The organism is Neorhizobium huautlense (assembly GCF_002968575.1).
Classification (GTDB): Bacteria; Pseudomonadota; Alphaproteobacteria; order Rhizobiales; family Rhizobiaceae; genus Neorhizobium; species Neorhizobium huautlense.
This window is the reverse complement of record NZ_PVBM01000020.1, coordinates 67,480-91,367: the sequence shown is the minus strand read 5'-3', so window position 1 is coordinate 91,367 and position 23,888 is coordinate 67,480. Positions and strand designations below refer to the sequence as shown.

20 protein-coding genes and 1 other RNA gene are annotated in these 23,888 nt (G+C 61.5%); 5 read left to right on the top strand and 16 right to left on the bottom strand.

Annotation, left to right across the window (positions count from 1 at the left end; all coding sequences use genetic code 11):
• The first annotated feature begins 575 nt into the window (after positions 1 to 575).
• Positions 576 to 1,991, top strand: a complete 1,416-nt coding sequence (locus tag C5L12_RS20095; RefSeq protein ID WP_105373838.1) for an FAD-binding oxidoreductase — start codon at positions 576 to 578, stop codon at positions 1,989 to 1,991.
• Positions 1,992 to 2,065: 74 nt separating this feature from the next.
• On the top strand, positions 2,066 to 5,761 hold the full coding sequence (locus C5L12_RS20090) for an AsmA family protein (protein WP_105373837.1): 3,696 nt from the start codon (positions 2,066 to 2,068) through the stop codon (positions 5,759 to 5,761).
• 15 nt (positions 5,762 to 5,776) lie between these two features.
• On the opposite strand, the gene C5L12_RS20085 is transcribed toward C5L12_RS20090, so the two are convergent.
• The 4 genes from C5L12_RS20085 to ssrA form a co-directional block, all read right to left on the bottom strand.
• On the bottom strand, positions 5,777 to 5,992 hold the full coding sequence (locus C5L12_RS20085) for a ribbon-helix-helix domain-containing protein (protein ID WP_105373836.1): 216 nt from the start codon (positions 5,990 to 5,992) through the stop codon (positions 5,777 to 5,779).
• 94 nt (positions 5,993 to 6,086) lie between these two features.
• Positions 6,087 to 6,299, bottom strand: coding sequence for a DUF4169 family protein (locus tag C5L12_RS20080; protein WP_105373835.1), 213 nt, complete (start codon positions 6,297 to 6,299; stop codon positions 6,087 to 6,089).
• Between the two features lie 16 nt (positions 6,300 to 6,315).
• Complete coding sequence (locus C5L12_RS20075) at positions 6,316 to 6,834, bottom strand: SspB family protein (protein ID WP_105373834.1); 519 nt, start codon at positions 6,832 to 6,834, stop codon at positions 6,316 to 6,318.
• A 124-nt stretch (positions 6,835 to 6,958) separates the two neighbouring features.
• Positions 6,959 to 7,340, bottom strand: a transfer-messenger RNA (tmRNA) gene (gene ssrA / locus C5L12_RS20070).
• 203 nt (positions 7,341 to 7,543) lie between these two features.
• On the opposite strand from ssrA, the gene C5L12_RS20065 reads away from it, so the two are divergent.
• The gene (locus C5L12_RS20065) at positions 7,544 to 7,909 is read left to right on the top strand and encodes a hypothetical protein (RefSeq protein WP_105373833.1); all 366 of its coding nucleotides are present in this window, start codon (positions 7,544 to 7,546) and stop codon (positions 7,907 to 7,909) included.
• 37 nt (positions 7,910 to 7,946) lie between these two features.
• Here C5L12_RS20065 and C5L12_RS20060 read toward each other — a convergent pair whose 3' ends face one another.
• The 7 genes from C5L12_RS20060 to C5L12_RS20030 form a co-directional block, all read right to left on the bottom strand.
• Positions 7,947 to 8,231 (bottom strand): copper-binding protein, encoded by a 285-nt coding sequence (locus tag C5L12_RS20060; RefSeq protein WP_105373832.1) that lies wholly within the window; start codon positions 8,229 to 8,231, stop codon positions 7,947 to 7,949.
• A 10-nt stretch (positions 8,232 to 8,241) separates the two neighbouring features.
• Positions 8,242 to 8,718, bottom strand: coding sequence for a cupredoxin domain-containing protein (locus C5L12_RS20055; protein WP_105373831.1), 477 nt, complete (start codon positions 8,716 to 8,718; stop codon positions 8,242 to 8,244).
• A gap of 34 nt (positions 8,719 to 8,752) precedes the next feature.
• Positions 8,753 to 10,111: a multicopper oxidase family protein gene (locus C5L12_RS20050; RefSeq protein WP_105373830.1), complete on the bottom strand. Its 1,359-nt coding sequence runs from the start codon at positions 10,109 to 10,111 to the stop codon at positions 8,753 to 8,755.
• A gap of 14 nt (positions 10,112 to 10,125) precedes the next feature.
• Positions 10,126 to 11,586, bottom strand: a complete 1,461-nt coding sequence (locus tag C5L12_RS20045) for a TolC family protein (RefSeq protein ID WP_105373829.1) — start codon at positions 11,584 to 11,586, stop codon at positions 10,126 to 10,128.
• Positions 11,586 to 11,807 (bottom strand): hypothetical protein, encoded by a 222-nt coding sequence (locus C5L12_RS28460; protein ID WP_105373828.1) that lies wholly within the window; start codon positions 11,805 to 11,807, stop codon positions 11,586 to 11,588. Before C5L12_RS28460 ends, C5L12_RS20045 begins: the two co-directional genes overlap by 1 nt.
• Before the next feature lie 88 nt (positions 11,808 to 11,895).
• Positions 11,896 to 12,327 carry a hypothetical protein gene (locus C5L12_RS20035; RefSeq protein ID WP_105373827.1) on the bottom strand — a complete coding sequence of 144 codons (432 nt, stop codon included), beginning with the start codon at positions 12,325 to 12,327 and terminating at the stop codon, positions 11,896 to 11,898.
• Positions 12,328 to 12,551: 224 nt separating this feature from the next.
• Positions 12,552 to 13,265 (bottom strand): AprI/Inh family metalloprotease inhibitor, encoded by a 714-nt coding sequence (locus tag C5L12_RS20030; RefSeq protein WP_105373826.1) that lies wholly within the window; start codon positions 13,263 to 13,265, stop codon positions 12,552 to 12,554.
• 350 nt (positions 13,266 to 13,615) lie between these two features.
• On the opposite strand from C5L12_RS20030, the gene C5L12_RS20025 reads away from it, so the two are divergent.
• On the top strand, positions 13,616 to 14,509 hold the full coding sequence (locus tag C5L12_RS20025; RefSeq protein ID WP_105373825.1) for an NAD-dependent epimerase/dehydratase family protein: 894 nt from the start codon (positions 13,616 to 13,618) through the stop codon (positions 14,507 to 14,509).
• Positions 14,510 to 14,671: 162 nt separating this feature from the next.
• On the top strand, positions 14,672 to 15,586 hold the full coding sequence (gene thyA, locus C5L12_RS20020) for a thymidylate synthase (protein ID WP_105373824.1): 915 nt from the start codon (positions 14,672 to 14,674) through the stop codon (positions 15,584 to 15,586).
• 30 nt (positions 15,587 to 15,616) lie between these two features.
• On the opposite strand, the gene C5L12_RS20015 is transcribed toward thyA, so the two are convergent.
• From C5L12_RS20015 to C5L12_RS19995, 5 genes are all read right to left on the bottom strand, one after another.
• On the bottom strand, positions 15,617 to 16,729 hold the full coding sequence (locus C5L12_RS20015; protein WP_105373823.1) for an ABC transporter permease: 1,113 nt from the start codon (positions 16,727 to 16,729) through the stop codon (positions 15,617 to 15,619).
• A 3-nt stretch (positions 16,730 to 16,732) separates the two neighbouring features.
• On the bottom strand, positions 16,733 to 19,480 hold the full coding sequence (rbbA, locus tag C5L12_RS20010) for a ribosome-associated ATPase/putative transporter RbbA (RefSeq protein WP_105373822.1): 2,748 nt from the start codon (positions 19,478 to 19,480) through the stop codon (positions 16,733 to 16,735).
• A 16-nt stretch (positions 19,481 to 19,496) separates the two neighbouring features.
• Entirely contained in the window at positions 19,497 to 20,567 is a 1,071-nt protein-coding gene (locus tag C5L12_RS20005) for an HlyD family secretion protein (RefSeq protein WP_105373821.1), read from the bottom strand.
• Between the two features lie 136 nt (positions 20,568 to 20,703).
• Positions 20,704 to 21,183 (bottom strand): NUDIX hydrolase, encoded by a 480-nt coding sequence (locus C5L12_RS20000; RefSeq protein ID WP_105373820.1) that lies wholly within the window; start codon positions 21,181 to 21,183, stop codon positions 20,704 to 20,706.
• Between the two features lie 28 nt (positions 21,184 to 21,211).
• The gene (locus C5L12_RS19995) at positions 21,212 to 23,878 is read right to left on the bottom strand and encodes a cation-translocating P-type ATPase (protein WP_105373819.1); all 2,667 of its coding nucleotides are present in this window, start codon (positions 23,876 to 23,878) and stop codon (positions 21,212 to 21,214) included.
• Positions 23,879 to 23,888 lie beyond the last annotated feature (10 nt).

The window sequence follows — 23,888 nt, the reverse complement described above, 5'->3', positions numbered from 1 at the left end:
GTTCCGGCGAGGCGGGGCCGGCGCTGGTGGCGGAGGGACGACGTAAACCTTCATCATCGGGGTCTGCGGAAAATGGTCTCCCTCCGGCGACACGGGGAGAGGTGAAGGCACACGGACCGAGCCTTCGTCTCTTGAGGCCCGAAAGAGCGCGCCGGGCGTGCCTGTGCGGCACACATGGTGGCCCGAAGGATGGTTTCGCCGGACTGTTTGAAGTCCGTCCGACCTCGTCCTCGGACTTGATCCGAGGATCGCCGAGGATCCGGAAAGTCCGGCGGCGGCCCACAGTAACCCTTGCCGGTAAGTTGGTCCGGACGGGTGCTGCGGGTCAAACGAACACCATCCGGAAAGGCCACTGCAGAGGGACCGGAGTCGCGGATAAAAACCGCCGAACGGGGCGCTGAGAGGTGCCGCCTAAACTAAAACTTACGAGGCAGCTCCCAGCGCCCCGTCCGAACGAAAAATCCGAGCATCACCAAGGGAGGAGTCTGTCTCCGCAGACCATCTCCCGATGCTATTCTTCTGGACAAAGCAGGACCCGTCGCCTAACCAATCTCTGAAATCGGTGGGAGTTGAGCATGGCGGTCAAGGACGTGAAGGCGGGCCTTCGCAACGAGGAAGGTATCAAGACTGTCCTCGGCATCCTGAAACAGTCCCTCGGCGAGCGTTTCCAGACCGGGCAGTCCTTTCGGGAGCAGCACGCGCACACGACCACCTATCTTCCGGCGCAGTTGCCGGACGGCGTCGTCTTTGCAGAAACCGCAGAGGATGTGAGGGCGGTCGTAAAAGCCTGCGCGGCGCATCGGGTACCGATCATCCCGTTCGGCATCGGCTCTTCCCTGGAAGGCCAGGTCAATGCGCCGTCCGGCGGAATTTCAATTGATTTCAGTTGCATGAACAAGGTTCTTCGGGTTAGCTCGGCCGACCTTGACGTTACGGTAGAGCCGGGCATCACGCGTGAAGAACTGAACCGGGAGCTTCGCGACACGGGCCTGTTCTTTCCGATCGATCCCGGCGCCAATGCCACGATCGGCGGTATGACGGCGACACGGGCGTCCGGCACGAATGCGGTCCGCTACGGCACCATGAAGGACAATGTCCTTTCGCTCACGGTCGTCACCGCCGATGGCGAAGAGATCCGCACGGCACAGCGCGCCAAAAAATCCTCCGCAGGCTACGATCTGACGCGGCTTTTCGTCGGCTCGGAAGGAACGCTCGGCGTCATCACCTCCGTTACCTTGCGCCTGCAGGGCATTCCGGAAAAGGTGGGCGGCGGGGTCTGCGCCTTTCCAAGCGTGAAAGCCGCCTGCGACGCGGTCATTATGACCGTCCAGATGGGCATTCCCGTTGCCCGCATCGAGCTGCTCGACGACGTGCAGATGCGCGCCTGCAATGCCTATTCCAAACTCTCCTATCCGGAAAAGCCGACGCTCTTCCTCGAATTCCACGGCACGGAAGAAACCGTCGCCCTGCAATCGGAACAGTTCTCGGAGATTGCGGCCGAGTGCGGCGGCGACGAGTTCCGCTGGACCGCCAATGTCGAGGAGCGCGCAAAACTCTGGGACGCCCGGCACAATGCCTATTGGGCGAGCCGGGCTCTGGCGCCGGAACTCGATGGTCTGTCGACCGATGTCTGCGTGCCGATCTCGAGGCTTGCCGAATGTGTTGCCGAAACCCAGGCGGACATTGCCGAACAGGGCTTGCTCGCGCCGATCGTCGGCCATGCCGGGGATGGCAATTTCCATGTGCTGGTGCTCTTCGACGGCAAGCAACAGGCTTCCGTCGAAAAGGTGGAGGCCTTCATCGAGCGTCTCAACCGGAGGGCGCTCGCCATGGATGGAACCTGCACCGGCGAACACGGCATCGGCCAGGGCAAGATGGCCTTCCTGGAGGAGGAATTGGGAAGTGCCGTGGGCCTGATGCGCTCCATCAAGAAGAGCCTCGACCCCGACAATATCTTCAATCCCGGCAAGATCTTCCGGAATGGCGAATGACACGCTCCCTGAAGCTTGACTTGCTTAAGCACCCGATGGAACTACTCTTCTAGTCGAGATCACGGAGATACCTGTTGCTCGGTCGCATCCTTTTGGCATTCGGCGGATTGGTGGTGGTGGCGCTGTTCACGGCACTGCTGGCGCCGTTCTTTGTCGACTGGTCCAGCTTCCGCGTCGGTTTCGAGGAGCAGGCGAGCCGCATCCTCGGGAAGAAGGTTTCCGTCCACGGCGCCGTCGATGCGCGTATATTGCCGTTTCCCTCCGTCACCCTTCACGACGTGCGGGTGGGTGCGGATACGGACGGCCAGCCGCTGGTGCAGGTGGCGCGGTTTTCCATGGATATGGAGCTGGCGCCGTTTCTCTCCGGCGAGGCCAGGATCTTCGACATGCGCATCGAAGAACCCAAGGCCCGCATCCGCCTTCTGCAGGACGGTACGCTCGACTGGATGCGCGGCAGTCGCGCCGCTATTCCCGCACGAACCGTCGTGATCGAAGGCATCCACGTGACGGGCGGCGAGATCGATTTGATCGATGAACAGTCCGGCCGCTCGCGGCAGATAACCGATCTCTCAGCCGATCTTTCCGCAGCCTCGCTGAATGGCCCCTGGCGGGGCGAGGGCAATGCAGCGCTGGATGGTTACGAGGCGCGGTTCAACGTCTCCAGCGGCACCGCGGATGTCGCGGCCAAGCGGATGCCGCTGCGCCTGCGTTTGTGGCCGGACGCACAGCCGGTCGAGATCAATCTCGACGGCGAACTGACGCTCGCGGACAATAGACCGGCCTATAACGGCAATTTCACCCTCGATGTCCTGCAGGAGGAAGACGAGACCGAACCTGTGATCGCACCGCCACCTGGGCCGCGGGTGAAGGGCGGCTTCGAGCTTACCAATGATCGCATCCGTATCCCGCAATACCGGCTGGAGGTCGGCGCCCTCGACAATCCTTACGTCGTCACCGGCGAGGCGACGCTCGACACCGGCCAGAAGCCGGAATTCCTGCTGACGGCCGATGGCCAGCAGATCGATGTCAACCGGCTGGGTGAGGGCGTCCGGGCAAAGACCGGCCGCGACCCGGCGGCCTCGGCGCAACGCCGCATCAACAATTTCATCCGCATGGCCGCATCGATCCCGATCCCGCAGGTGCCGGGGCGGGCCAGTCTCAGGCTGCCGGCGATCGTGGCAAACGACACCACCATCCGCGATATCAAGCTCGATATCCGCCCGGCGGGACGGGGCTGGACGGTCGACAATGTCGTGGCGACCTTGCCGGGCCGCACGCATCTCGAAGCGAAGGGCAATCTTCTTCTGCGCGACCGGATTTCCTTTGTCGGGAACATGCTCGTCGCCTCCAACCAGCCGTCCGGGCTTGCGGACTGGCTGTCGGGCAATGTCGCACCGGAGATCCGCCAGCTCCGCTCGACGGGTTTTTCAGCGGCGGTCAATCTGACGCCGGAGCTGCAGCGCTTCGATAATCTCGAACTGGCGATCGGTCCGGCAACGCTCAAGGGCCGGCTGGAGCGTCAGTCGCCCAATGACCAGACGCCGAACCTTTCCGTCAGCCTTGCCGGCAACGAGATTGATATCGATGCCATGCGTGCGCTTGCCTCGCTGGTGACCGGTGAGGATGCGGGACGGGACGTCCTGGATCACAAGGTTGCCGCGACGCTCAAGGCGGACCGATTCACCGCCTTCGGCGTCGCCGCAAACAATGTCGACACCGCCTTTACGGTGGCGGGCGGAGCGCTGTCGCTGGAGCGGCTGACGGTCGGCAATCTCGAAGGTGCGACGATCTCGGCCAAGGGCCGGGTGGAAGGCTCCCTGCTCTCCTATTCCGGCAACGGCACCTTGAATTTCCATTCCGCCGATCCCGCGGCATTCCTTGCCATGCTGCGCGACCGGCTGCCGCCGCATCCGGTTTTGCAACGGCTTTCCCGGAACTCCACGTGGTTCGCCAATACGAGTTTGGTTGCTAATCTGACCGTGGGCGGCGAGACGGGCGGCGTGGATGTGAGTGTCAGCGGAACATCGAACGGCAGCGCGGTCCTGGGTGCCTTGACGCTTTCGGGTCTCTTCGACCTTACCGGCGATACGGCGCTGACGCTCAATGCATCTCTCGAGAATACCGAACCGATGGTGCTTTTCGGGCAGGCGGGGCTGGAACCTCTGCCTTTCGATGGCGATGGTCCGGGGCGGCTCTCACTCGACCTCAGGCAAGGTCCCGAGGGACTTGCGAAAGCGGATCTCGCCTTCGAGACCGGCAAGACCTCCTTGTACCTGGCTGGTGACGTGGACATCCGTGATCAGAGCTTCGGGGAGGGCCGCGGCCATGTGACGTTGAAAAGCGTCGATCTGGAACCCTATCTGCTGATGAACGGCATCGGCCTGCCGCAGTTTGGGACCGGTTTGCCGGTCACTCTGGATGCGGATATCAGCATGACGCCCGGCGCCGTCGAAGTCGCCGCGATCAGGGGCGACGTCGACGGCAACTCGATGAGCGGTGGCATCACGGTGGACCGCAAGGCGCCGGGAATGCCGGCGATCGGTACGCTCCAGGTCGATACCCTCGATCTTGCGTGGTTGGGAGAGGCAATCTTCGGCCCGCTCGGCAATCCGCAGACTGGGGGACTTTCGTCAAAACCTTTTGCGCGGCCGATCTTCGGCGACCTGGACATCGCTCTCGATGTGAAGGCTGGCGCATTCCGCACCGATGCCTTGGGTGACGTTGCGGATTTTTCCGGCCGGATCACCCATCGCAGCGGCGGCATCGTCGTCGAGAACGCGGCAGGCGCCTGGCAGGGGGGCAGGCTTGCGGGTCGCCTGATGATGTCCACCGGAGACGGGATAGGACTTTTGCAGGCCCAGGCGTCGGCGGAGAATGCCGATCTTGGGCCGCTCGTCTGGGCAGTCGAGGAAAAGCCGGTCGCAACAGGAAAGTTGGACTTCGATCTTTCTGCGGAATCGACCGGCAGAAGCTTCGCCGAATTGCTCGGTGGCGTGAGCGGTTCGGCCGAATTGAGGCTCCGCGATCTGACCGTTGCCGGTCTCAATTCCGACGCGATGAAGCCCTTGATGGCGCAGGTGGACAAGCTCGGCGGCGAGGTGACGGAGGAGAAGGTTCGGCCCATCGTCACTGGTCTTGTGCATCAGGGAAATGCCAGGATCGGCAGTCTCACCATTCCGATGACGATTACGGCGGGAGAGGCGAGAGCGCAGAACGTTGTTGCGGCCGTAGGCACAACGAAGCTCGCCGGCGAGGGCCGCTTCGATTTTCTGGAGGACGCCCTGTCGGCGGACCTCGCCATCACCTACGATGCCGGCGAGGAGGCGCTCGCCGGCGGCGATCCGACCGTTCGGCTCGACTATTCCGGCCGGCTGACGCGGCCGACCAAACGGATCGACATCACCGCGATCGGCAACTTCCTGTCCCAGCGCGCGTTCGAGCAGGAGCGGCGGCGCGTCGAGACGCTGCAGGCGAGCGTTCTTGAGAAACAGCGGCTTCGCCGTGAAGTGGCGCTCTACAATTTCCAGGCCGCAGAACGGCAGCTAGCACGCGAAAAGGCGGCCGCCGAGGAGCGGGCGCGCCAGCGGGCCGCCGAAGAGGAGCGTCAGCGACAGGCGACCGAAGCCGCGGCCCGCGCCGCCGAGGAAGAGCGGCAGCGGCAGATCGACCGGACGCCGTTCATCGTCTCGCCCACCGAAGACATGCTTCGGGAGAACCTCCCCGCAATGCCGCCGTCCGATTTGCCGGGCCTGCCCGGCGTTCAACGATAGCCGGTGGGAGCGCTGCTAACGTCGCGGCGCCTTCAGCCACTTCAAAACGTGCAGCCGCAAGGCCGAGGAGAGGTTGCTTTCGGGTGAGCGCTGGTCGTCGATCTCGGCGATGAGGCTGGCGAGGCTAATGCCCCGCTGCGCAGCGATCGCCTTCAATTCCAGCCAGAATTCGTCTTCAAGAGAAAAGCTGGTGCGATGACCGTGAAGCGTCGCGGAATGTTTTCGGATCACGAAGCTCTCCGGGATAGACGGTACGAGGTTCGCCTATACAGACTGCGACGCTTGTAACGTCAAGCGCATGGGCCGGGTGTTGGTTAGCGGGAGGTTAATGGTCCGGAGGGCCTTCATCGCCGCGTGGCGGCTGGTCCAGCCGGCCCTGATCAAGGGTCTTCTCGGCCTTCTCGTTCCGCGCATTGGTGAGTGATTTTTCCGCCTTGGCGCGGCCGAATGTGAGGCGGTTCTGCTCCGCCTCCTTCTCTTTTTCGAGCCTCGCCTTGTCCTTGCGGAACTGGCGCAGGTTGACGATGTCGGCGCTCATGGGCAGCGCCTCCCCGCTATTGCTTCTTGCGGAATGAATCGAGCGAAACGACGGAACCGGGCTTCTTTTCCTCGTCCGTCTTCGGCTTGGCCGAGGCTTCCCCGTCGGCTGGTTTCGAAACGGCCTCGACCGGGATCGCGGTGATCTCTGCGGAGGTCTCGTCGTCTTCATCGGCGAGCGGCACCTCGAATTCCAGTTCGAAATTCACCGAGGGGTCGTAAAAGCCGCGGATGGCATTGAAAGGCACGACGAGACGTTCCGGCGTATCAGAAAAGGAAAGGCCGACTTCGAACTGCGTATCCGAGACCTTGAGATCCCAGAACTGGTGCTGGATCACAATGGTCATCTGTTCGGGATATTTCGACTTCAGATGCTGCGAAATCCGCACCCCCGGCGCACCGGTCAGGAAGGTGATGAAGAAGTGATGATCACCCGGCAGCCGGCTGGTCGCCGCAACCTCTGACAAAACCTTGCGGATGACGCCGCGCAAGGCGTCCTGTGCCAGAATGTCGTAACGGATGTGATCCTGCCCCATACGGTCCTGTCTTTCCATTTCTCTCGTCTGTTAGTCAGACGTGTTATGCCATGTCGGCTCGGCACGGGGAAGTCCCGTCCAAGTTTTCCGAGTCAGAGTTCATAATATTCGACTGAGGCGTGAAGGTGAAGGCTTCTGTTGCCAGGTGCCTTCGGACCCCGCCTTAAAGTGCTACCTCCAAGGACTTAGTTCGGATTTCCCGCACCGCCATTAGGCAGCGAGAGCATAACCCTTAGCGTTGTTGTCGTTTGCAACTACACTTTTTGACCCGATAACGGTGGTATCATGCCGAGCAAAAGTTCGATCTTTACACCCTTGTCGATCCTATTTCGCCCCCATCAAAAGCCGGTCCGCAGCGATTTCCCATGCGACCGACCGGTTTTTGGTGGAGGCGCCGGGTACCGCCCCCGGGTCCAATAGGTTTATTACACCGACCGTTTATTGCCATAGCCGGACCGAAGTCCGGCAACCGTGATATAGGCGTTTCCACCCCCGGTGAAAAGGGGTGACAAGCGTGAAGGCTCCTATAAATCGGCCATCGGTCACTTTTGCCGCTGGTCAACAGGGATATGGGCAGGCGGGCAGGATCGGCGCAATCCGCCGGTTTCTTCGTGCAAATAACAACCCGCCGTCGCAGTATCTGACAATCGCTGTCCCGCCAGTCCAATCGATGCTAAACTATTAAAGTATCGTGCCTTGGGAGGGGCCGATGGGCCGTCTCTGCTTATCTGTGGTAGCATTCGTCATCGTGGCCTCGGGTCTGGAAGCCCAGGAACGTCAGCCGTTTCACATTGCGCAGTTCCCCGACAGCCGGACCGTGAGCCTCACGATCACGTCGGCGGCGATATCGGAAGATATCGAATATGATTACGACGTCGCAATCGGGTTGACCGAGCACAAGACCGGCGGCGAACCCATCTTTGTCGACAACGGCACCCACCTCATGCGCATCCGGTGTCAGGCGCCACGAACGGTATTGATCGGCGCTACGGTTTACAGGCTGCATGACCCACCCGTGATGGGCGACTGGAAAGAGGACCTGTGGAAGGCCTTGTGCCTTCAACCCGTCTCTTGAGGGGAGGCCCCGCTTCCGGGGAAGCGGGGCGTCGTTGTCACTTCACCTGGGTGACGGTCAGCTTGCCGTTGACGCGTTCCGCCACGAACTGGATGTTCGCGCCTTGCTTAAGCTTTGCCAGCAATGCGTCGTCGGAGACGTTGAAGACCATGGTCATGGCGGGCATTTCGAGGCTCTTCAACTCCTCGTGGATGAGCGTGACCTTCTTGGCCTTGGCATCGACCTTCTTGACCGTCCCCTTGGTGAATTCCTGGGCGAACGCGGCAGACACCGAGGTCAGGGCGAGCGCTGTAACGAGAGCAAGTTTGAAAACGGTTTTCATGGATTACTCCTTACTTCTTGGCGACGGTGACGTCGCCGTGCATTCCGGCGTCGTAGTGGCCGGGAACGAGGCAGGCGATCTTGAAGACGCCGTCGTTCGTGAATTTCCAGACGATCTCGCCGGACTTGCCGGGAGCAAGGCGGACCGCATTCGGGTCGTCATGTTCCATGTCCGGAAATTTCTCCATGACTGCCTTGTGCTCCATCACCTTGTCTTCCTGGTCGAGGACGAATTCATGATCGAGTTCGCCTTCGTTCTTGATGGTGAAGCGGATGGTCTGGCCCTTGCGGACTTTGAAGTCGTTCGGGGTGAAGATCATCTTGCCGTCCGGCGTCTCCTTCATGCTGACGCGGATGGTCTGGCTGACCTTCGATTTGTCGCCCGGTTCGCCAACGGCCATTTCGCCATGACCGCCAGCATGACTGCCGGATGCCAGAACGGGCGTAGCAAGGGTGGCCAGCAATAGGCCGAGAATTGCAGTTTTCATGATCAGGTCCTTTATTTGTTTCGAAAGTTGGCAATCAGCCGTGATCGGGGTGTCCCGGCATGATCGAAGTCTTTGCGTCTTTTGCCTTTGGCGCGTCGGGAAGACTTCCCGTCCACTCCCAGGCCTGTGTGCCGGGCGGGTTCTCGTACCAGCCCGGATCGGTGTAATCGCCCGCCGAGATACCCTCGCGAACCTTCACCACGGAAAACATGCCGCCCATCTCGATGGGGCCGTGCGGACCCCATCCGGTCATCATCGGAACGGTGTTTTCCGGTATTTCCATCGACATTTCACCCATATCCGCCATGCCGGCGGTGCCCATCGGCATATATTCGGGACGGAACTGCCTGATCTTCTTGGCGACCTCCTTCTTGTCGACGCCGATGAAGGTGGGAATGTCGTGACCCATCGCGTTCATCGTATGGTGCGACTTGTGGCAATGGATCGCCCAATCGCCGACATGTTTTGCGTCGAACTCGTAGGCCCGCATCGCCCCGACCGGAATATCGATGCTGACCTCCGGCCAGCGCGCCTCGGGCCGGACCCAGCCGCCGTCGGTGCAGGTCACTTCGAAATCGTAGCCATGCATGTGGATCGGGTGGTTGGTCATGGTCAGGTTTCCGACGCGGACGCGGACCTTGTCGTTCTTGGAAACGACCAGCGGATCGATGCCTGGAAAGACGCGGCTGTTCCAGGTCCAGAGGTTGAAGTCGGTCATCTCCATGACGCGTGGCACATAGGTGCCGGGATCGATGTCGTAGGCGCTCAGCAGGAAGACGAAGTCGCGGTCGACAGGCATGAACTTCGGGTCCTTCGGATGAACGACGAAGAAACCCATCATGCCCATCGCCATCTGGACCATCTCGTCCGAGTGGGGGTGGTACATGAAGGTGCCGGACTTCACGAGGTCGAACTCGTAGACGAAGGTTTTGCCGACCGGAATGTGCGGCTGCGACAGACCGCCGACGCCGTCCATGCCCGACGGAAGGATCATGCCGTGCCAGTGGACCGTCGTGTGCTCCGGCAGCTTGTTGGTCACGAAGATGCGGACCCGATCGCCTTCGACCGCCTCGATGGTCGGGCCCGGCGACTGGCCGTTATAGCCCCAGAGGTAGGCGGTCATGCCTTCCGCCATCTCGCGTTCGACCGGTTCGGCGACGAGATGGAATTCCTTGACGCCGTTGTTCATGCGGAAGGGCAGGGTCCACCCGTTCAGGGTGACGACCGGATTATAGTCCGGTCCGACGGATGGACGCACCGGCGTCTGGGTTGCGGCGGTGTCCATGACGGCCGCCTCCGGCAGACCCATATTCGCAGTCTGGCCCCATGTCTGGGAGGAGACGAGCGCGGCACCGGCGGCACCTGCTCCAAGAAGTTGTCTTCTATTGAACATTCTCGTTTCCTTTCTCAATGACCGCCACGTGTCGCTTCTTCAGCGGACGCAACCTCGGTTTGCGCCGAGGCCGAACCTGTGCTGCCGCCGTAGATGACGGGGGCGAGGTTCGCTTCGGCGAGCCAGAAGTCACGCTTGGCGTTGACGGCGAGGATGGTGGAGTCGATCTTCTCGCGCGTGTCGGCGATCAGTTCGAATGTGCTGGTGATCATGCCGTTGTAGGTGAGGAGCGATTGTTCCTCGATGGCATTGCGCAACGGCAGCACGTTGTTCCGGTAGTGGCGCGCGATATCGTAGTTCGACTTGTATGCAAGGTAGGCCGAGCGGGCTTCCGAGCGGACGTTGACCGCGAGCTCGGCCAACCGGTTGGCGGCCCGCATATAAGCGAGTTCGCCCTTTCGCAGCCGCGCCTGGCCGGAGTCGAAGATCGGGATCGTGAACTCCAGCGAAGCGGTCTTCGAGACGTCCGACAGGATCCTGCCGTCTTCGCGCTCGCGTTCCTTTTCGTAAGTGCCCGCAAGCTCGATGTCGGTGACGATACGGGTTACGTCCTCCAGCTTGTAGGACTGCGCGGTTGCCTGAAGCTCCAGGCGCGCCACCTGCAAGTCCATCCGCTTGTGGATGGCTTCCGCTTCAATATCGTCACGCTTGATCAACGCCTTCGGCAGCGAGGGCAGGCGATTCGGGATTTGAAAATCGATGGCTGTCCCCGACAGGCCCATCAGCCGGATCAGTTCCTCCTTGGCAAGCTTTGCTTCCAGCCGCGCCTTGGCCGTCTCGCCGGTCAGCTCGGCATAAAAGACGTGCTCCCGGGCTTGATCGGCCTTCGTCAGCGATCCGGCTTCGCCGATTTTCTTGGCGAGTTCGGATGAGGCATCGGCCGCAGCTTTCGCCTGGTTGAGATAGGCAACATTCTCCCAGGCGGCGACGGCGTTGACCCAGGCGCGGCGGGTTTCCGCAGCCAGCGAGATCGCCGCGAGCGCGGCATTGAGTTGGGCCTGCCGGAAGCGGGTGTCGGCAAGCCTGATGTTTTTGTCGAAGGTGGCAAGCGCCAGTATGTTGGCGGCGATCGCCCCTTCCAGCACGCGATAGGCTTCGAGGCCGGGCGTGCCGACGCCCGAAAGGCCGACGGAGAAGGTCGGAAAGACCGACAGTTGCGTCTGCCATGCGTCGACTGCGCTGTCGCCGAGATCGGCATAAGCCGCCTGCAGGCCCTTGTTGTTGAGGAGCGCCACCTGGACGGCGGTCTCCACGTCGATGGTCTTCTTCGCCATCAGCGTTTTCACGCGCTCCCGAACCGCTTGCGCCTGCTGCTGGTTTTGCACCCAGACAGTCTGTTTGCCGGTCGCTTCGCTGCTCTTCAGAGAAGCGTTGGTGAACCCGGCATCGCTGACCGCGTAGTCGGTCGTCACACAGCCCGCCGTAACCAGCGGAAACACGATGGAGGAGATCAGCCTGATCGTCCGAGGCATCATTATGCGCCTCCCTTCGGAGCTTGCGCATCATTGAGACCACGCCAGGGTTTAGGGTCGAGAGGCAGGCGATGGATGTAGGCGCCAACCGGATTTTGATAACGTACAGGCCTGATATCCGTTGCGGAATCAGGATGATCCGTGGAGGCGACGACCTCTGGAAGGGTGGCTGCGCATCCGCTGACGAACAGCGGCATTGCGACCACCAGAAACAGGTGCTTCATAATGAAATTCCGAGAATGAATGCATGATCGCGCTGTCGACCGATAAGGCTCGCAGCACGGCTATACCCGCCCGTGCGGGTGCGCGTTCTCAGATGTTGGGCGGACGATGCAGGCTCGGCGGCTGGCCCCGGGGGTCCGTGTCGTTGATGAACTCGCGAATGGAAACCACGCGCGGATGGCTCAACGAAGAGCCGGAGCATGTGATGGCCGCAATGCCGCAATAATCCTTGCAGCAGGAGTTCTTGGACTTCTCCGGGCTGCTGTGGTCGTGCTGGTTGCCGTGGTGATCGGTATCGGCCATCGCGACGTGGTCGTCGCCATGGTGAGAGGAATAGACCTCTTCGATCTGCGCGATCTGGGCGGAGCTTTCCGGATGCATCGCGGCGCTGACGGCAGAAAAGCTGTAGCCAGCCAGTGACAAGATCATCACCAGTCGGAACATCAGTGCCATCGCTTTAGATGTGATTCGATACATCCCGCTCATATCTGTGAGGATCGCCAGAGCCTTGATGCTTGTCAACCGCCGCCTTCTCCAACCACCATTTCACGTCGTTTGTGTGGCACGGCAACACAGTCAAAGGCGGGATAGGAGGGTCGGGCAAAGCATCGGCGGGCAATGCTTCGCATTGGTTGCGCACTGCTGAGACTTTTCGCGTCTCGCGCCGCAATCCTCCCCACGGCCCATCGTGGTGATGAAGACCGGCCCCTCGAAACAGACGACGGCGTGGGAAAGCGGCCGGGTTTTCAGCAGCGGTTCAGAAACCCGATATAGTTTTTCCCGTTCTTCTCGAAATACTTGACCGTATAGCCGATCTGGTTCTTGCCCCAGCGGACTTCGCAACGGGGCCCCCACCGGGTATCGCGGCAGCCGTAGACGGTGAAACATTCGCCCGCCTCGGTGTGGGTCACGACCGGACTGCTCATATCTTCCTGCCTGCGGACATTGAGCGGACCGATCGAGCGGACGAGACGGCGTTCCCGCGGCGGCGGAATGTCGGCGGGATCGGCGCAACGGCCGGTATCTTCGCGCAGATAGCAGTCCGCGCGATCGTTTCCGTCCCGGCCGGGCCGCCAGCGATCATCGTCGCGCCTGCCGCCGAAACGCTGGCCGCTCGTCGGTCTCATGGTGACAATGCTGCCGTCGCTCAGACGTCCGACGAGGTTGCCGCGGGACGGTCCGAAGCTGCCGATCTCCCTGCCGCCGGCGTCGAGCAGCGTGACGCCTTCTCGGCTCGGCGTCCATCCGTTCAGGAAGCCCAAAGGGCCCAGGCACATGATGCTGCGGGCGGAGAGCTTGCCTGCGAAACTCGTGCTTTTGAGTTCGACGTTGCATTTGCCGGCCGCGCTGCCTGTTTCCACCTCCCACGAACCGACGAAGGCCGAAGGATGGTCCTGCGGAAAAGCTGGCCCCGCGATCACGAAAGAGGCGATGACGGCAAGGGCGTGGCGGAAACGCATGTCGAGGCTCCGGGCTGAGGAATGGTCTTTTTCTGCCCGATTCGCGATTGGCTGAACAGGACTCAACAGGCCGATAACCTACAGGGAGGCAAGCGATGGAGCGCGCTCCTCCTCGTCGATTTGTGAAGTTCGTGAGGCACGTTTTCGTTCGGGCAACGCCCAAGGGAAGCGCTTGACCGCACTTCCTTGCGAAGCGGAGCGGCAATCGGCTGCCGCGATCGACATTGACGGGCAGGCGGTGCCATGCTTCATCATCGGACTGGTTACGTCGTTTCGACTATGCCTCGTCGCAGCAGGCAGGCGATGTCGACAGACGCGGCGGGCCGGACGGGATTTGAGGAGGCGGCATCATGGGCAAGCGGATCGTATTCACCGGGGGCAGCGGCAAGGCCGGGCGGCATGCGGTGCCTTATCTGGTCGGCGAAGGACACGAGGTCTTCAACCTGGATCTCGTGCCGCTGGATTGCCCGGGCGTCAATACCCTTATCACCGACCTGACGGACAGCGGTGAGACCTTCAACGCGCTTTCCATGCATTTCGGGTTCGAAGGGCTTCAGACCGGGAAGGGGCCGGCGCCGGTCGATGCGGTGGTGCACTTCGCGGCGGTTCCCAGAATCTTGATGCGGCCGGACAATACGACATTCGCGGCCAACACGATATCGACCTACAATGTCATCGAAGCGGCGATGAAACTCGGCATCCGCAAAGTGATCATCGCCTCCAGTGAAACGACCTACGGCGTCTGCTTTGCCGAGGGAGACAAGGATTATCGCTCCTTTCCGCTGACGGAAGATTATGACGTCGACCCGATGGACAGCTATGGTCTTTCCAAGGTCGTCAACGAGAAGACGGCACGCGCCTTTTCCATGCGCTACGGCGCGGATATCTATGCGCTGAGGATCGGCAACGTGATCTCGCCGGAAGACTATGCCCGCTTTCCCGCCTTCCTTGCGGATCCGCCGTCCCGCAAACGCAATGCGTGGAGCTATATCGACGCCCGCGATCTCGGCCAGATCGTCCATCTCTGCGTCGAAAAGGACGGCCTCGGCTTCCAGGTCTTCAACGCCGTCAACGACACGATCACCGCCTGGGAGCCGACGCGGCCATTCCTTGAGCGATGGGCCGCCAATACGCCGATCACGCGCGAGCTGGACGAATTCGAAGCTCCGATCAGCAACCGCAAGATCCGCGAGGTTCTGAACTTCTCCGAGAAGCACAACTGGCGCAATTACGTGCCCAGGTGAACCATATTAGGCCTCTGGTGAAATGCCGGGGAAAGCGGTGCAACGAGATTGGCCCCGGCTTGCCGTGCTAGTATGTAGATCTCTGGCTAAAGAATCGGCGGTTCTCACCGGCCCTCGCGCGAACGGACGCATGGCGGTGGATCATCGCGAAAGGACATCGCCTTGACGTTGAGACACCCGGAATACCAGTATCTCGATGTACTGACCCACCTTCTCGAAAAGGGGGACAAGCGGATCGACCGCACGGGTGTCGGCACGCTCTCCATGTTCGGCGCGATGATGCGTTTCGACCTGTCGGACGGAACGTTTCCCGTCTATTCGACAAAAAAGGTGTTCTGGAAGACCGCGGTGAAGGAGATGTTGTGGTTCCTGACGGGACAGACCAACATCCAGTCGCTTCTGAAGGAAAACGTGCGCATCTGGACCGACTGGCCGCTCGCCGCATATCGCAAGGCAACGGGCTCCGAGATTTCGCAGAAGGATTTTGAGGACAAGATTCTGGCCGACGACGCTTTTGCTGAAGAATGGGGCGATCTCGGCCCTGTCTACGGCAAGCAGTGGCGTCGCTGGAAGGGCGCAGACGGCAAGGAATACGACCAGATCTCGGGAGTGATTGAAACGCTTCGAAAGAATCCGTCAAGCCGCCGGATGCTGTTCCATGCCTGGAATGTTCCAGAACTGGACCAGATGGCATTGCCGCCTTGCCACATGACGTACCAGTTCTACGTTTCCGGCATGGGCGAGGGGCGCCCAAAGGTTTCGCTTCTCGTTCTTCAGAGATCGAGCGACATGGGGCTCGGAAACCCCTTCAACGTCTGCCAGCAGGCGGCCCTGCTCGCTATGGTCGCGCAGCAGGTGGATATGGTGCCTGGCGAACTGGTCTGGGTCGGGGGCGATGTTCACCTCTATCTCGATCATATCGACATGGCGAACACCTTGCTTGAGAGAGAGCCGAGGCCGTTTCCGAAGCTTAGCCTGCTGCGGCGGCCGGATAGCATTGATGGATACCGCATCGAGGACTTTGAGGTGACGGGATACGATCCGCATCCCGCCATCGAGGCGCCGGTCGCGGTTTGAGATCCCAGATGCGGACGCAGGCAGGTGCGGTTACTTCAGCGAACGGCGGAAGCCGCGCAGCGAAAACGTGAACAGGATCGTTGCAATCCCCGCAAGCCAGATGAGCTGCGGCCAAACGACGGATAGGCTGGCGCCGCGATAGAGGATTGCCTGCGCCATCAGGACGAAATGTGTGTTGGGGGCCGCGAGCATGATCGTCTGGATCATTGCCGGCATGCTTTCGCGTGGGGTCGTCGCTCCCGAAAGGATTTGCAGCGGCAGGAGGACGAGCATGATCAGAAGCCCGAACTGCGGCATCGATCCCGCGATCGTCGCAAGCGCGATCCCCATGGCGGTGGTTGCGAGAAGATGCAGCGCCGCTCCCGCCATGAAGAGCGCCAGCGACCCCTCGATCGGAACCTGCAACATGAGCTGTACGATGACGATCAGCGAAAACAACGTGGCGCAGAAGACAACGATGCCCATCGACCAAACCTTTGACAGCATGATCTCGATCGGCGTCACCGGCATGACCAAGAGATGCTCGATCGTGCCGTGTTCGCGCTCGCGGATAAGGGCGGTGCCGGTCAGGATGATCGACAGCATGGTCACGTTGTCGATGATGCTCATCACCGACGCAAACCACCTCTGGTTCAGCTCCGGATTGAAGCGGGACCGAAGCGTGAGCTCGACGTTGGGGGCCTGCTCGACAGTGCTCGCACGTGCAAAATCCGAGACTTCCGTAGTCACGATGCTTTGCAGGTAGCCGGAGCCGGAAAAGGCCTGGGTCATCCGCGTGGCGTCGACATTGAGCTGGATGACCGGTGCCTTGCCCGCGATGAGGTCGCTCTGGAAATTCGGCGGGATGTCGAGCGCGAAAGTATCGGTGCCGGCATCCATGCGCGCATCCATTTCGCCCGCCGTGATCATGACCGGTTGCTTGAAATAGGGGCTCAGGAAGGAATCGCCGATCCGTCGCGAGAGCGGCGAATTGTCTTCGTCGACGAGGGCGATTGGGGCATTGTTCAGGGTTTCGGGTACCGACTCTGCTTCGGTATAGACGGCGATGGTAAAGGCATAGATGATCAGTCCGATGAGGATCGGATCGCGCACCAGTCCCTGCAGTTCCTTCATCCCGAGATAAAAGATTGTTCCGGGCCGCATGCTTCACCTTGCCTGCTTCTTGAGAAAGACGGTTGCCGCAGCGATGAGCAGAGGGCCTGCGACGACGAGCGGCAGGAAGGCGCTGCCGAGGTTTTCGAACGCCAGTCCCTTTGAAAAAGTGCCGCGCGAGATGATGTTGAAATAGGTGGTCGGGTAGATCTTGCCGATCAGCGCGCCGAGACCCTGCAGCGATGAGACCGGGTCGATCATGCCGGAAAACTGAACCGCCGGAATGATAGTCATCAGCGTTGTTCCGAATATCGCGGCGATCTGGCTCGATATGAAACTGGAAACCAGGAGGCCGAAGGCGGTGGAAAAGGCGACGTAGAGCAGGGCGGCGGCCGCAAATGTCAGCAGGCTGCCGGTAAAGGGCACCTGAAAGACGAGGACGGCGAACAGCCAGAGCAGGGCGGCATTCGCCAAGCCGAGGACGAGATACGGAATCTGCTTGCCCAAAAGAAATTCGAGCCTGGTGACCGGCGTCACGTAGAAATTGACGATCGAACCGAGTTCCTTTTCCCGAACGACGGACAAGGCCGTGAGCATCGCCGGGATCAACAGCAGCAATAACGGTATGACGGCAGGCACCATGGCAACCAGGCTCTCGATGCCGGGATTGTAGCGAAAGCGGGTTTCGATCGAGAACGACGCAGCCGCCGCGTCACCGTAGGTTTCCCGCATATGCCGGGCAAGCCAGGCCGCATGCATTCCCTGGACGTAGCCGCGAATGGTCTCGGCCCGTTGCGGCATCGCCCCGTCGATCCACGCTCCGATCTCCACGTCGTTGCCCCGCGCGACGCGTTCGGCAAAACCTGCCGGTATCTCGATTGCAAGTTTCAGCCTTCCCCCTCGCATGCGCCCGTCGAGATCGGCATAGTCTTGAAGTGGCGGCTCTTCGATGAAGTAGCGGGAACCGGCAATATTGGCGACGTAGTCCCGACTGGCGACCGTATCGTCTCGGTCGAGCACGGCGAAGGTCAGGTTCTGCACATCCATGTTGATGCCGTAACCGACGACGAACATCAGGATCACGCTGCCGATCAGCGCCAGTGTGGCGCGGATCGGATCGCGGCGCAGCTCAAGGGCTTCACGGCGGCTGAAACTCAAGATCCGGCGCAGGTCGAAAAGCCGTCGATGCGGCGGGGCGGCAGGCACCGGCGTGTCGGAGCCTTCCTCCGATTCCGTCGCCACCACGTCGGGTGTCTCCATCGTGGCGTCTTCGAGATAACCGATGAAGGCCTCTTCAAGCGTGGCCGCCTGGCGGTTCTCCTGGATTGCGGCGGGTGTATCGCTCACCAATACCTTGCCGGCATGCATCAGCGAGATGCGATCGCAGCGCTCTGCCTCGTTCATGAAGTGGGTGGAGATGAAAATCGTCACTTTCTCCTTGCGGGAGAGTTCGATCAGCATTGCCCAGAGCTGATCTCTGGCGATCGGATCGACCCCGGACGTCGGTTCGTCCAAGATCAGAACCTCGGGCGAATGGACTAGGGCGACGGCGAGCGACAGCCGCTGCCGGATACCGAGCGGTAGCGCGTCGGGCAGCGTATCCATGACTTCCAGCAGCTGGAACCGTCGCCCCATTTCTTCGATGCGCGTCGGAATTGTCTCGGGCGGGAGCCGGAAGATGCGCGCATGCAGGTCGAGGTTCTGTCGCACCGTCAGCTCGGTATAGAGTGAAAATGCCTGCGACATGTAGCCAACCCGTCTGCGGATATCCATGTCCCGCGGGTCGACTTGCCTGCCGAACAGCTTGGCCGTGCCTTCGCTTGCCGGCAACAGCCCGGTCAGCATTTTCATGGTGGTGGATTTGCCGCATCCGTTGGAGCCGAGAAAGCCGAAGATCTCGCCGCGACGGATACGGAAGCTGACATTGTCGACGGCGGTGAAGGCGCCGAAACGCATGGTCAGATCCTGCGCCTCGATGGCAAAATCCGCCTCATCAAACGAGGGCGGCGGCTGAAGTTCCACCGCGTGATGCGCAGATCGCTTGTCCTCGGGCATCAGTGCAATGAAGGCGTCATCGAGTGTAGCGGCGCCTGTGTGCGCCAGGATCTCCTGTGGAGAGCCGGTTGCGAGGACTTTTCCCGAATCCATGGCTGCCAGCCAGTCGAAGCGTGCGGCCTCTTCCATATAGGCGGTTGCGACAATGACGCTGATCTGCGGCCGCGCTGCCCGGATGTCGTCGATCAGGTTCCAGAATTGACGCCGCGACAGCGGATCGACGCCGGTTGTGGGTTCGTCGAGAATAAGGAGATCAGGATCATGGAGGAGAGCGCAGCAGAGGCTGAGCTTCTGTTTCATGCCACCGGAAAGCTTGCCGGCAGGCCGATCCTCGAATCCGGCAAGGCCCGTGCGCTTCAGGAGCGTGCGGATGCGCTGTTGGCGTTCGGCCTTGTTCTGGCCGAACAGGCTTCCGAAAAAGTCGGCGTTTTCGAAGACCGACAGGGTTGGATAAAGATTGCGGCCGAGGCCCTGCGGCATATAGGCGATGGCCGGGCAGACGCGGCGGCGGTGGCGGCCGGCGCGCATATCGCCGCCCAGCGCCTGGACATCGCCCCGCTGGATCGAACGAGCGCCGGCGATCAGCGAAAGAAGCGTCGACTTGCCGACCCCGTCCGGGCCGATGAAGCCGGCCATCCGCCCTTGCGGTATATCCAGCGATATCCCGTCGAGCGCGAGGGTAGTGCCGTAGGTGTGGCTGACGCCCATCAGACGAGCGACGAAGGCTGGTTCCGCGGGATCAACCATGGCTGACTGCTCCAAATCAAGGCGTAAGCGGTTGAGCTAGCGCGGCCGGCCATGCGGCGTTGGAATCGATTTTGACATAGGTCCGACCCGGAAGTCCGGTCTTCACCTGCGCCACGTATTTCTGCAGGAGTTCCCGCGGGACCTGGGCGCGCAGGCGGAACATCAGCTTCTGACGCTCCTCCTCCGTCTCGACCGTCTTGGGCGTGAACTGCGCGATGTCCGAAACGAAGGATATCCTGGCCGGGATGACGTATTGGGGTGCGGCGTCGAGAACGATGCGCGCCTCGCTGCCGATGGCGGTCCGCCCGGCCTCGGCAGTCGGCAGGAAGAAGGTCATGTAGACATCACCGATATCCAGCATGTTGAGAACCCGTCCGCCGGCGGCGACAACTTCGCCGGGCCGGGCGACCAGGTATTGGATCCGGCCGCTGCGCGGCGCCTTGAGTTCGCAATCGCGCAGGTCCGCCTCGATCCTGGCGATCGTCGCCTGCGCCGCTTCGACTGATGCTTCTGCGTCAATCACCTGGGATCTGGCCGAACCGATGGCTGCGTCGGTTGCCGCAAGCCTCGCCCTAGCGGCTGCGACGGTTGCGACCGATGTGTCGACGCGAGCGCGGTCGTCGTCAAGAACCTGCTCCGAGACCGAGCCGCTGCGGGAAAGCTGCTCGCTGCGGGCAAGCCTCTTTCGAGCCGACTGGAGTTCCACCTCGTTTTGTGCAACGGCCGCGGCCGCGGCCTCCTTTTCTGCTTCCCTTTGGGTGACGAAGCTTCGGGCCGTGTCGATGCCGATCCTCGCCCTTGAAAGCTGCGCCTCGGCCTCCCGTTTCTCGGCGGTCAGCTGTTCGATATCCATCCGGGCCAGAATCTGCCCGACTTCGACAAAATCGCCTTCCTTGACGAGCACGTCCGAAAGGCGGCCGGCTGTCCGTGCGGCTATATCGATCTCCGTGGCTTCAATGCGTCCATTGCCGCTGGCGATACCGCGCAGCGCTTGTTCGGCGCTGCGGTCCTGTAGATATTTCCAGGCAGAACCTGCGGCCAACCCGACAATGGCGAGGACGATGGCAATTTTCCCGGTGCGATTCACTGTATGGCTCCATCGGACATCTGGGGTTTGCGGCAGGCGCGAAAGCCTTGAGTATGATTGCTGTTGTCGACGCTCTCGGCTTCGTCTTGCGGTGCTATCTGATCGCCCGTCACCATCCAGACGACATTGATGCGGATCAATGTTGCCGAGCGGTCGTGGCCGGATCCATGAAATCGTTGAGGATCGGCTCCTGTCCTTTCAAGATTTTCTGCCTTGCCTCGGCAATGGAAAACCAGCCGGCCCGGTCCACCTCCGGGAATTGTCTAAAGACACCCGAGCGCGGTGGCCATTCCAGCGAGAACAGATTGCTGACCAGGTGGCCTTCATCGATCGGGGGATCGGCTTCGACTGCCCAGACCAGAACCCTCTTGCCGCCGGGTTGCCTGTATTCCCCCAGTCGCTCGAAGGAGCCCTCGATGGTGGTTCCGATTTCCTCCGCCGCCTCGCGGATGGCGGCGCCAAGTTCGTCCTCGCCGTCTTCCACAAGGCCCTTCGGAATGGACCAGGCGCCATCGTCCTTGCGCGCCCAGAACGGTCCTCCCGGATGCACCAGGAGAACCTGTAGATCCTCACCCTGTCGTCGAAATATCAAGAGACCTGCGCTGCGCTTCGGCATCAGATGCAACTCCCGGACGATCGAGCGCTCATGCTGCCTTGCGGCAACGCCATTTGTCCAGTTCGCTCACCAGCAGGATTGACGATGCGGCAAGCAGCATCAAGGCCCATTCGGAAAGGGATATCGGGGCAAGCTCGAGCGTATCCCGAAACCAGGGGATATACATCGCCGAGATATGCAGGGCCTGCGCTGCGACGACGGTCAAGATGAGCAGCGGATTGCCGAAAAAGTTGAACGAGAAAATCGAGCGTCGTTCCGATCGGCAGGTAAAGGTCTGAACATTCTCGAACATGACGAAAAGCAGAAGCAGCATGTTGCGCGCTGCGGACACTTCGTATCCCTGTTCGAGAAGCCAATAGAAGGCGGCGAAACCGCCACCGCCGATCACGAGGGTGGACAGGAGGATGCGGCGGATCATCAGGCGGTCGAATGTCGGCTCCTTCGGGCGCCGCGGCGGCCGGGCGAGCTCGTCTCCCTCCGGCTTCTCTCCGGCCAGTGCGACGTCCTGGATGCCGTTTGTAACGAGATTGAGCCACAGGAGCTGCACCGGCAGCAGCGGCATCGGCAGGCCGAGCGGGATCGCCAGCAGGAAGAGCAGGATTTCGGCCGCACCCGTGGCGACCAGCATCAGGATAACTTTGCGGATATTCGAATAGGCGGTGCGACCCTCGCGGATCCCGCTGACGATGGAGGCGAAGTTGTCGTCCGTGACGACGATGTCGGCGCTCTCTTTGGCGACCTCCGTACCCTTCCGGCCCATTGCCACGCCGACATGGGCATGTTTGAGCGCCGGCGCGTCGTTGACGCCATCTCCCGTGACGGCAACGAAATGGCCGTTGCGCGCCAGCGAAAGGACGATCGACAGCTTCTGGGCCGGGGCGACGCGGGCGTAAATCCGGACGCGGCGCGTCAACTCGTCGAGGGCGGCCTGTCCCGCCGCTTCGGCGCGATCTACCTCTTCACCCGTCGTCACCTGATCCTGCCTGAAAGCCAATCCGGCTTCGGCGGCGATGGCCGCTGCCGTTTTCGGATCGTCGCCTGTCACCATTGCGACCTGGACTCCCGCCGCGTGGCAGTCGCGGATCGCCTGGGGAACTTCCGGACGGATGGGGTCCTGCATACCTGCCAGACCAAGGAAAACAAGATCGACGAGGTGGTGGTGGCCAAAGGTCTCGTCCGCGCCGCTTCGGATTTCTCCTTCGGCAAAGGCGAGTACGCGCAGGCCGCGCTCCGCCATTTTTTCCTTCTGCCGTAGAAGCGTTAGACGTTCGATCGGCACGACGCCTTTGCCCGTATCCATCCGATCGGCCATGTCAATCAGGATTTCAGCCGAGCCCTTGACGAAAATGCGAATGCGTTCGCCGCTTCGATGGAAGGACGCCGCATATTTGAGATCCGGCTCGTAGGGAATGCGGCCGACGAGGGGATAGGTTTCCACCATCGTATCCTGGGTAAGACCGCCTTTATGGGCGGCCGCCAGCAGCGCGACGTCGACCGTATCGCCGACGCCTTTCCAGCCGTCGCCATCGCGTGAGAGCGAGCCTTCGTTCGGTAACAATGCCGCCTGCAGCAGTCTCGCGGCCCGGTTGCGTGCTTCGGAAGAACTCAGATCGGAGCCCCGGATCTCGCATGCGTCGAGATCCTGTCCGGCATCCAGCAGCAGGTCGGTGCCGTCGGGCAGGCGGATATCCGTCACCGTCAGGTCGTTCAGGGTCAATGTTCCGGTCTTGTCGGTTGCGATCATCGTGCAGGATCCAAGCGACTCGACCGCCGGCATTCGTCGGACGATGACATTTCGCCTGGCCATGCGACGCATGCTGATTGCGAGCGCAATCGATATGGCGATCGGCAACCCTTCCGGAATGGCGCTGACGGCGAGGCCGACGGACATCAGGAACAGGTCGCTCCAGGCCATGCCGCGCAAAAGCCCGACGGCCACGAGCACGATTGAGGCAATCCCCACCGTCCAGGCGATGATATTCGAAAAGCGGGCAAGCCGGATCATCAGCGGCGGTTGCGAGATGGACGCCTTGCTGATCTCGGAAGCGATCCGCCCGATCTCGGTGGAAAGTCCCGTCGCGGTGACGACGCCTTTGCCGCGACCGCGCGTAATCAGGGTTCCCGCGAATGCCATCGCGGCCTCCCGACCTTCGGGCGGCGTGCCCGGCAGGGGAAGTCTCTTTCGCGCGGGAAGGGACTCGCCGGTCAGCAGCGATTCGTCACAGAGAAGATCACTGGCTTCGACCAGCGAGACATCGGCCGGAACCCTTCCGCCCGCCTCGAGCTGCACAAGATCGCCGTGGACGAGAAGGCGTGCTTCGATTTCCTGCACCTGGCCGTCCCTGAAAACAACGGCATACGGCTGTTCAAGCGCGCGAAGCGCCGCTGCGGCGCGGCCCGCGGAGTATTCCTGCATGGTTCCTATGATACCGTTCAGGAGGAGCACGGCGCCGATAAAGGCGGCATCTTCCGCTTCGCCCGCCGCCAGGGATACGGCGGCTGCCAGCAGCAGAATATAGATCAGCGGGCTGCGGAACTGGCGCAGGAAAATGACCCACAGCGACGGTGCTTGCGGGGCCGGCAATAGGTTCTGGCCATGCTCGGCGAGCCGCGCCTCCGCCTCCTCGGCCGATAATCCCCGTAAGCAGCTTTCATGGAGAGGAGGATCACTGAATCGCAGAGACGGGACGGACATATAAGGGCTC